Raw genomic sequence first — 13593 nt, 5'->3', positions numbered from 1 at the left:
TCATACTACAACTCCCTATTATATAAATATAGCTTTGCCTATTTGAAAAGAAAACAAAAAAAATGTAGCAATTTTCATCAGATTGTTACATTCGTTTTTTTAACAGCTGCTTTATTCATTTTTAAGGCATTCAGTGCAATCCCATATTAAAGGAATGCCTGTCGAGAATCAAACAATACGCGATAAAGCCAGAAAAAATTCTTGCTGAAATAAAAAAAAGAAACCTGAACAGGTTTCTTTAGCGTCTTGAATAGCGGCTGATGTTTAGTAAGATACCAAACGCGGCCAACATGAGTGTTAAAGATGAGCCGCCGTAGCTTAAAAAAGGAAGGGTAATGCCGGTAACAGGCATCAGGCCCGTTACAACACCAATGTTAATAATCACTTGAATCGCCGTCATCGATATGATTCCGGCTGCGAGAAAACTGCCAAACAAGTCAGGAGCACCAAGAGCAATTCGAATGCCCCGCCAAAGCAGCAAAGAAAAAAGCAAAAGGATAAACGTACCACCGATAAAACCAAGCTCTTCCGCTAAGATTGCAAAAATGAAATCTGTCTGCGGTTCGGGCAAATAATAATATTTCTGTCGGCTTTCACCAATTCCGAGCCCGAACAGCCCGCCGGGACCAACAGCGTAAAGCGATTGGATAATTTGAAATCCACTCCCTAACGGATCAGACCATGGATCAAGAAAAGAAGTGATCCGTTTAATCCGATATGGTGCAGAAAGAACCAACGCCACAAAACCGCCAATCCCGGCAAGACCCATTAAAGCAAAGTGAAAAATTCGGGCCCCGGATATAAAAATCATAACGAGACACGTGCCCGTCATGACCGTTCCCGTTCCAAGATCCGGTTGCAGCATAATCAAACCGAATGCCGTAAATACGAGAGCTAATGCCGGGAGCAGTCCGCGTTTAAAATAAATCATATGTTTTTGATTCTCCGACAAGTAGCCTGCCAAAAAAATAATCATGGCCAGCTTCATAAATTCTGAAGGCTGGATGGAAAATGCACCCGCTCCTATCCAGCTTTGAGAACCGTTTCTTACCATACCGATGCCGGGAATCAAAACGAGAATCAGCATGACAAAGCAGCCTACCAACGCAACTTTAGAAAAGCGGCGCCACGTCCAATATTCCACGTTCATAATGACCACCATGGCGATAAACCCAATAACGGCAAATAATAGCTGCCTTTTCGCGAAAAAGAAAGCGTCACCGAATTTATATTCAGCCCATATTTCGCTTGCACTGTAAACCATCGTTACTCCAACAGTGAGCAGCATCAGAATAAGAATAAGCAGAAAATAATCGGGAGCAAACTTTTTTACCGGCAATGGCATACACCTCTAAATGAAAGAATCAGGAGCATGCCTCAAAACATCTCTCTTAATAAGACAGGCTCTTATTTCAATGTATGCACAGCTTCGATAAATATATCTCCACGCTGTTCAAAAGTTTTGTATTGATCCCAGCTCGCACAAGCAGGTGATAATAAAATAACGTCCCCTTCTGCTGAGGAATCATAAGCGGCTTTAACGGCCTGTTGCATGTTTTCTGTTTTTACGACCATGTCCACACCGGCTCTGCCAGCTGTTTCTGCCAGCTTTTCTGCTGTTTCGCCAAATGTAATCAACGCTTTTACATTTTTCATATATGGAATTAAGTCATCAAATCCATTACCTCTATCCAGTCCGCCAGCAAGAAGGATGGTCGGCTCGTTAAATGCGTCCAGTGCACTTTTTGTAGCCAGCGTATTCGTTGCTTTCGAATCGTTGTAAAATTTTCTGCCATTCCATTCGCAGACAAACTGCGTACGATGCTTTACTCCTGAAAAAGTAGAGAGCACTTGCTGGATGGCTTCATTTGAGACGTCAGCTAGTTTGACTGCCGAAACAGCTGCTAAAATGTTTTCTAAATTATGTGCACCCGGCAGCGCAACTTCAGCAAGCGCGATAACTTTTTCACCTCGGAAGAAAATGTTCCCACTTTCTACGTAAGCGCCGTTTTGTTTGATTTCTTTTGCAGAAAAAGGGATGATGGCTGCTTTTGATGTTCCTGCCAGCTTCATCAAAGGCTCTTGATCCGCATTGACTATAAAGAAGTCTTCTTCTGTCTGGTTTTTCGTAATGTTCAACTTTGCTTTTGCATACTCACTTTTCGTTCCGTGATAATCAAGATGCGCTTCATACAAGTTCGTAATGATCGCGATGTGCGGGCGAAATTTATCTATGCCAAGCAATTGAAATGAAGATAGTTCAATGATTACATGGTCTTCAGCTTCTGCTGTCTGGACAACTTCTGAAGCCACTTGGCCAATGTTTCCAGCCAGCACAGCTTTTTTCGCGTCTGCCTTAAACATTTCATATATTAACGTTGTAGTCGTTGTTTTGCCATTCGTTCCGGTAATGCCGATAAGAGGAGCTTCAGAGATTAAATAAGCAAGCTCCACTTCTGTTAATACCGGCATTCCTTTTGCAGCTGCCCCAATAACAAGCGGATTATGATATGGAATGCCCGGGTTTTTGACGATCACTTCAAATCCTTCATCGAGCAATTCAATTGGATGGCTTCCGCAAATGACCTTTATTCCCTGCTCAAGCAAATGCTGCGCTTCAGGATTTTCATTTAGAGGCTTACGGTCATTGACTGTGACAAAAGCACCCAGTTTATGCAAGAGCAACGCCGCGCTCACCCCACTTTTTGCCAATCCAAGAACAAGAACTTTTTTATGCTGAAAATCTGTTATTGTTTTCAATTAAACCCACGCTCCGATATAAATTCCGATCATGGCACAAAGCACACCGACCGTCCAAAATGTAACTACTACCCGCCATTCTGACCATCCACCCAATTCAAAATGGTGATGAAGAGGGCTCATGCGAAACACGCGCTTGCCTGTTGTTTTAAAAGAAGCCACTTGAATCATAACAGACAATGTTTCCGCCACAAATACAGCGCCAATAATGAGCAGAAGAAATTCAAACTTCGTTAAGATGGAGATCGCAGCGATCGCTCCTCCAAGGGCAAGCGACCCGGTATCCCCCATAAATACCTTTGCCGGATGGGCATTGAAAACTAAGAAGCCTAGAACAGCGCCGACAACCGCAAATGAAAAGATAGCTGTTTCATTCATCTCTTGATTCCAGGCCAACACAGCAAAAGCCCCAAATGCAATGGCGGCTGCACCTGAAACAAGACCATCCAGCCCGTCTGTTAAGTTTACAGCATTAGAAAAACCAACAAGCCAGAAGATCACGAACAATGCATATAAAATTCCGGCATCAAATGACAAACCTGTAAACGGAATCGTTAACTCCGTAGATAAATTGTTTTGTGTATAAATAATATAAAAAAGAATGGAAATAACAATTTGTCCGGCAAGCTTCTGTTTGGAAGTCAACCCGAGGTTACGCTTCATCACCACTTTAATGAAATCATCAAGGAAACCAAGCAAGCCAAATCCGATGGTCACGAGCAGCAGTAAAATGGTTTCCACTTCGATATCGGCGTAAATTTGCGTCATAAATAAAGCCGTAATAATAATCGATAGCAAGAAAACAACACCACCCATCGTTGGGGTTCCTGATTTTTTTTGGTGAGATTCCGGTCCTTCTTCCCGGATGCTCTGGCCAAATTTTAGCCTTCTCAAAAATGGGATAAATATTGGCGCTATGGCTACAGTAATGAAAAAAGCCATAAACATTGTTAAAAATACATCTCTCTCAAGCATATTATTTCTCCTCTTTCTTCCGGCTGCTGAGCGCCTCTCTGGCAACCGCGCGATCGTCAAAGTCGAGCACATCATGGCCGACAATTTGATACGTTTCATGTCCTTTCCCAGCAATCACAACGGCGTCGCCCGCTTGTGCGCTTTGAATAGCATAAAAAATCGCTTCTCTTCTATCAGGAATCACTTCGTATGGTTCCCCCGTTACTCCCGCTTCCATATCGCTTAAAATCACGGCCGGATCTTCACTGCGCGGATTATCTGACGTAAATATGGCATGCGTTGAATAGTCACACGCCGCTTTCGCCATTAATGGCCGTTTTGTCCGGTCACGGTCGCCTCCGCATCCAATAACGGTAAATACTTTGCCTGCGGTTAAAGGCTGAACAGTTTTCAACACATTTACAAGACTGTCAGACGTATGGGCATAATCAACAATCACAGCAATATCCTCGTCGTTCGGTACGAGTTCAAATCGGCCGGCTACCCCTTTAACTCGCTCGATGGCTCGAATGGCCGTATCGATCGCTATCCCGGCCGTATAAGCAGTTGACAGGGCCGCCAGTACATTATAGACGTTAAATTTCCCGGCGAGTTTTGTTCTTACTTTTTTGCTGCCGCCCGGATAAAGTAAATCAAATTCTGTACCTTCAGACGTCAGCTGCACGCCTTTTGCCTGAAACATCGCTTCTTTGTCAATCCCGTACGTTATAATGTGGGCGGCTGTTTCTTTCTTATAAAAAGCGGATGCCTCTTCATCTTCATTTAATACAGCAAACTTTGGTTTGTCCGCTGCGTAGGTGTTGCCTAACTGGGCAAACAGCAACCCTTTTGCCCGGCGGTATTCTTCCATCGTCTGATGGTAATCAAGGTGGTCCTGGGTTAAATTCGTAAAAACGGCGATATCGTAATTACAGCCCCACACTCGGCCTTCTACTAAAGCGTGGGAAGAAACTTCCATTACAGCTGTTGAGACACCTTTATCTTGCATTTCTTTAAACGTTTTTTGCAGCGTCAAGCTTTCCGGGGTCGTGTTTTTTGTTTCAATTACTTCATCCCCGATCTTCATATACATTGTTCCGATTAAGCCTGTTTTTTCCTCAGCCTCAGCATATATTTCATTTAAAAGGTGGCTCGTCGTTGTTTTTCCATTCGTGCCAGTAATGCCAATAAGCTGTAGATGCGCTGTCGGTGATCCGTAGAAAAAATCAGCTAGGATGGCCATCGCTTTTTTTGTATCAGATACGATAATGACAGGCACCCCTTCCACTTCAACAGGGTGTTCCGCCAACACAGCTGTTGCGCCTCTGTTCACTGCTTCCTGTGCAACAGTATGGCCGTCAAACGTATAGCCTTTAATGCAAATAAATAGAGCTCCCTCTTTCACTTCGCGATGGTCATTTTCCAAAGATAAGATTTCGGGGTTTGTTGAATGAGATAATGTATAAAAAGGGAGAGACTTTAATAAGTCTGATAGATTCAATTTTTTCAATCCTTTCTGTCTAACGTCCATTATGTATTTCATTTAAATAAAGTCCTTTTCTATTTTAACTAAAAAGAGCGGCAGATGCGACTTCTTTTCAGAAAAAACCACAACGACCATGTTATCACAGTTTCTATTTTTTGCATGATTTTTTAGTCATGATTTTATCATTTCTTTCACTGATTACTAAATAAATGAAAGTACCCGCCAGCAAAAGCGGCGGGAAATAAGGGGATTGCCTGATTCTTTTTAAATGAGGCAAATCTTACAAATTATTGCAAAAACACTCTAATGATCGATCCTGTTTCTACTTTTGAGCCGGCCACCGGTGATTGCTGGACGACTTTTTTGCCGCTGCCTTCTATTTCAAGCTTGAAATCATACAGCTGCAACGAAAGCTCTTTTTTTGTTAATCCTTTTAAATCAGGTACTTCTACAATTTGCGGGTCGTTCCATTGCGTTTCTTTTTCAATTTGTTTTTTACGGGGTTTCACATCGAGCACTTGCAGACTGTCTTCTATAATTTTCCCAACGATCGGCGCTGCCACTGTTCCGCCGAATTGCACTATTCCCTTCGGATTGTCAATCGCTGTATAAACAACAATTTGTGGATCATCTGCAGGCGCTAAACCGATAAAGGAAACAATATGGTTATTTTCAAGGTAACGCCCTCCTTGCGCTTTTTGAGCTGTCCCTGTTTTCCCGCCTACACGGTAGCCTTCTACAAACGCGTTTCTCCCCGTTCCTTTTGCAACAACACTTTCGAGAGCAAAACGAATTTTCCGGGATGTTTCTGCGGAAATGACACGCTTTTTGGCAACAGGTGATTTTCTTTTTACTACTTCTCCTGTCGCCGGGTCAACTAGCTCTTTCGCTATATATGGCTGGTAAAGAATGCCCCCGTTGACTGCAGCTGACACAGCGGCGGCCTGCTGGATTGGCGTCACAGCTACGCCTTGTCCGAAAGCGGTGGTGGCCTGCTCCACCGGACCGACTTTATCCATGTTAAACAGAATGCCTTTCCCTTCCCCCTGCAAATCTATGCCTGTTTTTTGACCGAAACCGAAATCGCGGACATATTTAAATAACGTTTCTTTTCCGAGCCGTTCGCCGAGCTCCACGAACCCAGGGTTGCATGAATTTTCAACTACTTCTAAAAAAGACTGGTGCCCGTGCCCGCCTTTTTTCCAACATCGCAGTCTTGCTCCGGCGACTTCAACAAAACCGGGGTCGTGAAAGTGATCTTTATATAAATCCACTTTTTTCTCTTCAAGAGCAGCAGCGAGCGTGATAATTTTAAATGTCGATCCAGGTTCATATGTGCTCCAAATTGGCAAGTTCCGGTTGTAAATTTCGGGAGATACGTTTTGGAATTGCTCTGGGTTAAAAGAAGGCCTGCTTGCCATAGCTAAAATTTCCCCATTGTTCGGGTTCATTGCGATAGTAATCGCACCATCCGGCTCATATTTTGCTTCAGCAATATCCAGCTCCCTTTCGACGATCGTTTGAATGTTTGAATCGATTGTCAGCTTTAAATCGAGTCCGTCTATCGGAGCTGAATAGCCGTCTGGCATTTGCGGCATCCGTTTACCTTTTGCATCAGAAAAAAAGCTCATCGCTCCTTTTTCTCCGCTCAGTTCTTTGTCATAATAAGCTTCCAGCCCCATAAGTCCTTGATTGTCAATACCGGCGAAACCAAGAACGTGGGCCAGACTTTTTCCAAATGGATAGTGCCTTTTTGAATCCTCCGCTATATAAACACCCTTAATCCCAAGCCTGCGTACTTCTTCTGCTTTTTCGAATGAAATTTTTCTTCCTTCAGGGTGAATTCTTTCAATCGATGCTTTCTTTGTTAAATGGGTATAAGCTTTTTCCTTTGAGATATTTAATACAGCCGCCAGCTTCTCCGCTGCTTCTTCCGGATTTTCAATTTGGCGCGGAACGACATATACAGTAGGCGCACTTTTATTTTCCGCAAGCGCTTCTCCGTTTCTGTCCGTAATTTTTCCTCGTTCCGGTTCAAAAGGAATATTGCGGCTCCATAAGTCTTGAGCCTTATCTGTTAAGTTCTCTCCTAATGCAAATTGAACATAACCGAGCCGCAGCCCAATAATTGAAAAAATCGCAAGGCCGGCAAGCAGTACAAACACAAGCCGCTTTCTGACAGTGACAGCTGAAACTCTCTTCAAGCATGTCCCCTCCTTTCACTCTCCTTCAATATATGTGACAGGATGGAGAATATGATTGGAAGAAAAGACAGCCGGCCGGCAGACTTCACCCGTATAACCAGAAACAAAGAGACTGTCCCGCAAGTGCCTGCCCCTCCTCCACAAGCCCATGTAGTGGTGGAGGGTCCTGGCTTTTTACTTTTGGGAGTCAGTCTCTTTATTCTTCTTGCGTTTCCAGATTCTCCTCTGCTTCTTTCTTTTCTGCTGTTTCCGCGCTCGCTTCTATTTCTTTCTTTGCTTTCTCGGCCTCTTCTTTTTGACGCTCTTTTTCTTTTTGTTCGAGAAGCGCTTTTTCTTTCTGTTTCATTAATTTTAGGATAAGCTTTTGTCCATTCTTTAACGAAGCGCCCGGTTTGATATTTTGACCCACGACATAACCTTCACCTGTATAGCTGACCTTTAACCCGACAAGGTTAGCCGCTTTCATGACATCACGCAGCGACCAGTTTTCCATATCCGGCATCGTGGCCGTTCCGTCGGTTTGCAAAATGACTTTTTCCCCTTGCAAAAGCGGGGAATCTGCTTCAGGCGACTGGCCAGCCACTTCTTTTCCTGTCCCTATCACAATTGGCTGAATCTTGTTCGCTTTCAGTTCTTTGACGGCTTCTGTCGTACGTTCATTTTTAAAGTCTTTCAATTTAATTGTTTTAGCTGTAGGGGTTTGCTTCGGCTTAATGTTTAAATATTGCAGGCTGTTACGCATGACCGGGTTGAATATTTTCGATACCGGGACAGACCCTGCTTCTCCATCAAGCTTTGGCTGAGCAACGGCCGCATAAACGATAAGCTGGGGATCTTTTGCCGGTGCCATGCCTAAAAAAGAAAAAATATAGTTATTGGCTCCTTGCAAATAGCCTCCCTGCGGATTTGGCATCTGGGCCGTTCCTGTTTTCCCAGCTACTTCATAGCCTTGAATTTGATAAATTTGGCCTGTTCCATGTTCAGCTGTTGTGACAGTTTTCAGTACTTCACGGGCTTGTTCAGCCGTTTCTTTTGAAATCGGTTCTCCTACTTTTTCAGGTTTGTTATTGACGATCGCTTTATTTGTCTTGTCATCTACTATTCTATCAATGATAAACGGCCGCATCATCTTGCCGTCATTAGCGATCGCGGTCGCTGCTTGAACTAATTGCATCGGCGTTGTCGTTGTTCCCTGCCCGAAAGCAGTCGTTACTTGTTCAAGCGGCCAATTATATAAAATAACTCCTTTTGCTTCATTCGGCAGCTGAATACCCGTTTTCTGGCCGAAGTGAAAGTCATCCAAGTACTGCCGGAAAACATCCGGGCTCATTTTTTCAAGCAAGTTGGCCATGGCGACATTTGATGAACGCTGCACTCCTTCTAAATAAGTGATATCGCCCCAGCCTTCACCGCCATTATGGTCACGAATAGATTCGCTGCCTACTTTATATCTGCCGGATTTATACTTCTCATTCGGATGAAAGACGCCTTCTTCTATGGCGGCGGCAAGGGTAAAGATTTTCATCGTTGAGCCTGGTTCAAATGAATACTCAACAAGGTCATTACTCCAGTTTTCCCCGAGGCCAACACGTGTGTCCGGGTGAAAAGAAGGACGCTGCCCCATAGCGAGTATTTCCCCGGTTTTCGCATCTGCTACGAGTGCGAAAGCCTTTCCAGGTTTATATTGTTTTTCTACTTCGTTTAGTGCATCTTCCATAAACGTCTGAATTTTTGTATCGATCGTCAAGTAAATATTGTCGCCATCATCAGGCTCTTGGATCATTTGTTTTTTATCTTGAAGCAAGTACCCCCACAAATCACTTTTATATTGAATTTTCCCGTTTGTGCCTCTTAAATAATCTTCATACGTTTTTTCTATGCCCATTTGTCCGATGATCCGCTGAACTACTTGATTTCCTTTTTTCTCTTCCAGCTTTTGTACAAAGCCGACTAAATGAGAAGCGAACTTGCCATTCGGATAAAAACGCTTTGAATCTCGTAAAAAAAAGATTCCCGGCAATTTTTCCTCTTCAATTTCCTTTTTTACTTTGTTCGATAAATCCCGGCCGTATTTCCCGAATTCTACTTGAAAAAGCCCTTTTTTCTTTAACTGCTTTTCAATATCACCTTTTTCCATATCAATGTATTTGGCAAGCACCTCAGCAGTCTTTTCCGGGTCGGTTACGTGCTTGGGATTTTTCGGATTAGTCGTCATGGAAGGGTCTAAAATGGCTGCGAGTGTAAAAGAAGTAGTATCCTCGGCAATGACTGTGCCATGCTGATCATAAATCGTTCCTCTATTAGCTTCTAATACATCCGTTCGTAAATATTTTTGCAACGCTTCATTTTTTAGGGAGTGCCCGTCAGCCTTACCCGATATTTGGATAAAGAGAAAACGGGCGAATAAGACAAAAAAGAGCAACGCGAATATTGTAAATAATATCGCTGCTCCTTTTTTCATATTAGTTCTGTTTTCATTCATTTCGGCTGCACAACCTTAACATTTTGTTCGCTTAAATCCAAACCTAGCTCTTTTGCTCGTTTCCATATTTTCTCATATGTGCTTTCTTCGCTGACTTGCACTTTAAGATCGTGGTTTGTTTTTTTCTGTTCTTTTATTTGCGTTTCAACGTCTTGAATGTCTTTATTGATTTCATACAAAGCAGCTTGCGTTGACACTACTTTAGCCCCCGTAAAACAAATCATCAAGGCGAATAACAGGAATAACACTTTTTCTCCCGGAGTAAACAGGCGCTTCTTGATTTGCTGTTCCTTTTGTTTCGGTACAGGCTTGGTTTCATGAATAAATGGCTGCTTTTTAGCTAAGTTGGTCATCTTTTCACCCCTGTTTGATTTTATTGTTTTTCAGCAATGCGCAGCTTGGCAGACCGGGCTCGATTGTTGTGTTCCAGCTCTTCTTCTGACGGCAGTATCGGCTTTCGTGTAATAACCTTTAATTCCGGTTCATATTCTTTAGGGATCACTGGCAGGCCAGGCGGCAGATCAGGGCCACGGCTTGCTTCTTTAAAAATGGTTTTGCAAATACGGTCTTCAAGCGAATGAAATGTAATGACACTAATTCTTCCTTGCGGCTTTAACAAACTGATGGACGACTTCAAAGATTCTTCAAATACACGTAGTTCATCGTTGACTGCAATACGGATCGCCTGAAAAATACGTTTCGCCGGATGGCCGCCTTTTCTGCGGGCAGGTGCCGGGATACCTTCCTTGATTAATTCCACAAGCTCTCCAGTCGTTTCGATCGGCTTTTCTTCGCGGGCCGCTTCAATTTTCCGGGCAACTTGCTTAGAAAACTTCTCTTCTCCATATTGAAAGAAAATTCTTACTAAACTTTCGTATGTCCAGTGATTGACAACGTCATAGGCACTGACTCCGCCCGTTAAATCCATTCTCATATCAAGCGGGGCATCGTGATGATAACTGAATCCTCTTTCCGGTGTATCAAGCTGCGGAGAAGAAACGCCGAGATCATACAAAATGCCATCCACTTGATCAATGCGCAATCGTGCAAGCTCTTCCTTAATATGTTTAAAGTTGCTTTTGATAAATGTGATTCGATCTCCGAACCGGTCCAGCTTTTCCGCCGCATGGCGAATGGCAGTTTCATCCTGGTCAAAGGCATATAATTTCCCTTTTTCTCCGAGCAATGACAACAAATATTCGCTGTGCCCAGCACCGCCCAGCGTGCAATCCACATACACCCCGTCAGGACGGATGTTTAAACCTTCTACTGTTTCTTTTAAAAGTACAGTTGTGTGTGTAAAAGTCATGTTTCACCATTCCATTCAAATCCTAAATATCAAAATCAATCATATTCTCTGCTATTTCAGAAAATGATTCTTCTGATTTCATAAAGTAGTCTTCCCATATTGGCTTACTCCAAATCTCAATGCGATTGGAAACACCGAGAATGACACATTCTTTTTCAAGGCGGGCGTACTTAGAAAGTGCAGATGGAATATTGACCCTGCCCTGTTTGTCCAGTTCACAATCATTCGCTCCCGAGAAGAAAAATCGTGTGAAAGCACGGGCATCTTTTTTCGTAAGCGGCAAAGCTTTCATTTTTTCTTCAAGCACTTGCCACTCAGCCAGCGGATAGCCAAACAAACATTGGTCAAGCCCTCGCGTGAGCACGAACATTTCACCTAAATGTTCACGCAGTTTAACAGGTATAATCAATCGGCCTTTCGCATCAATATGATGATGGTATTCACCCTTGAACATACCTATTCCCCCACTTCCATTCCTAACTGTACCACATCCCCCCACTTATCTCCACTATTTTTGAATTCTCCGAAACGAAGTAATTCCCTGCTTTTCTGTGAAATATTTCATCTCTTTCTTTCGATGCTTTCCGCTGAGAAAAGATGTATTTCTACATGGATGTTTAAGATTGGAAAAGATCAATGATAAATTTCACCACCTCTAAACATTTGTTCACCTAATCGACATTGTTTTTATGAAATATGAAGGATTTTATCCTCAAAAAAACAGCTGCCTTTATAGACAGCTGTTTCGTTTACATTTTGACCACATGATGATCTCCGTTAAATGGAAAATCAAGTTTCATCAAACCATGAATAAAATCCGGCCCATATTTATTTAAATAGTCATACACATTCCATATACGTTCTTGAGGAGAATGGCCAGGCTTAAGCGCATTTTGCAAATGGTCGTATTTATTTAACACAACCGAGTGCCGATCACGAATCAACTCATCTGTTTTGCGGGCTAAAAAAGCAAATTGTTTTAAATGAAACTCACGATTTTTCAAAATGATAGGAATCGTTCCTTTATGAATCTGCTTTGCACGCTTTTCGACTTCATCATATTGATCCATCAGCGATTGTTGCACGTCAGCAATCATTTCATGAAAATGATCATCTTTGACAGAAGACCAAAATTCCTCCTTTTCATCAGCTACTCCCCTTTTGATCGCGGAAGCAAGTGGAATATTCAGCTCTTCAAGGTCCCGGGCAACGCTCCTTTCAACAATCGTCATATTCAGCCGGGCTTCAATTGGCGGCATGTTCATTTGAAGCCGGTCAAATGCGGATTTAAGCTCTGCCCAGTAAGCAATCTCTCCCGGCCCCGCAATAAAAGCAAGAGTTGGAAACAGCCATTCTTGCATAAGCGGACGAGTCACGACATTATTACTAAATTTTTCCGGTTCTTTTTCCAGCAAGGCCAGCAATTCAGCTTTAGTATATTGAACGTCTGCATTTTTGTTAGAAAATGTATTAGACTGCCGGTCATACTCCAACAGCACCCGATGTCCGTTATCATATAGGAACAAATTAGCGGCTGAAGCGGATAACTCAATCATCCGATTAAAATCTAAATCAGCCAATCGTTTCTGTCCGCTATGCACTTCCTCGGTGATGTCTGCTGCCTGCTCAATGAACTGCTTGAAAAAAGGTTTTTCCAGCTGGCGCAAAGGCGGATAAGCGGCATCAATTAATAACAAGCCGTAGCGGTTGAACAAAGAGTGAATTAAACGGCTAAAAAAGTCGGTGACCGTCTCTGCTTTCTCCGCTTCTTCATAGACATGCATCAATAGTTCTTTCGTATAATTCGTTTCACCAAACTTTGAAAAAATTTTTTCAATCCAGCTCTTCATTTTTTTCTTATCGTAATAAATATCGGAAACCATTCTTTTTTCAATGATCCGCTCCGGATAAGTTACCTTTTCCATGACCGCTTCATTTTCAACATATATATGGTTAACTTCAAGGAAATCATGATCTTCCCCGGCAATCCAGAAAACCGGAACAACAGGTATATTCAACTCTTGTTCTTTTTCCTGCGCCAGCTTAATAATAGAAATGATTTTGTGTATCGTGTATAACGGGCCTGTCAAAAGCCCAGCCTGCTGACCGCCAATCACAACAGCAGAACGTTCATCTTTTAACTTTTCAAGAGAAGCCGTTACTTCCTCTGAGGAAGAAAAAGGCTTCATGTACGCCTCGATGCACGCAGCAAGAGGCGCTCGCATATAAGTCCGCTCCTGCAAATCAGCGGCTCTTTTTTCATATGCATTTACATCTGATAAACGATAATGAAAAAAGTCCGTTACGGGTGCTTCCTGCTTTAAGTAAAGAGAAGCAAACCGGTTGATCGCAGGAATGGAAATTGACTCCAACTCCATATATGTACTTCCTTTCTTCG

The 13593-nt window shown here is 42.8% G+C and carries 10 protein-coding genes; all 10 read right to left on the bottom strand.

The window, feature by feature from the left end; genetic code table 11:
- Positions 1–238: 238 nt before the first annotated feature.
- The 10 genes from spoVE to bshC all read right to left on the bottom strand — a co-directional run bounded on the left by spoVE (position 239) and on the right by bshC (position 13573).
- The gene (gene spoVE / locus F9802_RS04450) at positions 239–1339 is read right to left on the bottom strand and encodes a stage V sporulation protein E (protein ID WP_152149958.1); all 1101 of its coding nucleotides are present in this window, start codon (positions 1337–1339) and stop codon (positions 239–241) included.
- 68 nt (positions 1340–1407) lie between these two features.
- On the bottom strand, positions 1408–2760 hold the full coding sequence (gene murD / locus F9802_RS04445) for a UDP-N-acetylmuramoyl-L-alanine--D-glutamate ligase (RefSeq protein WP_152149957.1): 1353 nt from the start codon (positions 2758–2760) through the stop codon (positions 1408–1410).
- A complete protein-coding gene (mraY, locus tag F9802_RS04440) occupies positions 2761–3735 on the bottom strand; it encodes a phospho-N-acetylmuramoyl-pentapeptide-transferase (RefSeq protein ID WP_152149956.1) in 975 nt (324 codons plus the stop codon).
- 1 nt (position 3736) lies between these two features.
- Entirely contained in the window at positions 3737–5257 is a 1521-nt protein-coding gene (locus F9802_RS04435; protein WP_225435192.1) for a UDP-N-acetylmuramoyl-L-alanyl-D-glutamate--2,6-diaminopimelate ligase, read from the bottom strand.
- A 230-nt stretch (positions 5258–5487) separates the two neighbouring features.
- Positions 5488–7404 (bottom strand): stage V sporulation protein D, encoded by a 1917-nt coding sequence (locus F9802_RS04430; RefSeq protein ID WP_152149955.1) that lies wholly within the window; start codon positions 7402–7404, stop codon positions 5488–5490.
- 196 nt (positions 7405–7600) lie between these two features.
- A complete protein-coding gene (locus F9802_RS04425) occupies positions 7601–9886 on the bottom strand; it encodes a penicillin-binding protein (RefSeq protein WP_152149954.1) in 2286 nt (761 codons plus the stop codon).
- Positions 9883–10239, bottom strand: coding sequence for a cell division protein FtsL (gene ftsL / locus F9802_RS04420; RefSeq protein ID WP_152149953.1), 357 nt, complete (start codon positions 10237–10239; stop codon positions 9883–9885). Before ftsL ends, F9802_RS04425 begins: the two co-directional genes overlap by 4 nt.
- 20 nt (positions 10240–10259) lie before the next feature.
- Positions 10260–11195 (bottom strand): 16S rRNA (cytosine(1402)-N(4))-methyltransferase RsmH, encoded by a 936-nt coding sequence (rsmH, locus tag F9802_RS04415; RefSeq protein WP_152149952.1) that lies wholly within the window; start codon positions 11193–11195, stop codon positions 10260–10262.
- A 22-nt stretch (positions 11196–11217) separates the two neighbouring features.
- Positions 11218–11649, bottom strand: coding sequence for a division/cell wall cluster transcriptional repressor MraZ (gene mraZ, locus F9802_RS04410; RefSeq protein WP_152149951.1), 432 nt, complete (start codon positions 11647–11649; stop codon positions 11218–11220).
- A gap of 295 nt (positions 11650–11944) precedes the next feature.
- The gene (bshC, locus tag F9802_RS04405) at positions 11945–13573 is read right to left on the bottom strand and encodes a bacillithiol biosynthesis cysteine-adding enzyme BshC (RefSeq protein ID WP_152149950.1); all 1629 of its coding nucleotides are present in this window, start codon (positions 13571–13573) and stop codon (positions 11945–11947) included.
- Positions 13574–13593 lie beyond the last annotated feature (20 nt).

It is taken from the genome of Bacillus aerolatus, from assembly GCF_009183655.1.
GTDB lineage: Bacteria > Bacillota > Bacilli > Bacillales > Domibacillaceae > Pseudobacillus > Pseudobacillus aerolatus.
This window is presented reverse-complemented; position numbering and strand designations above follow the sequence as displayed.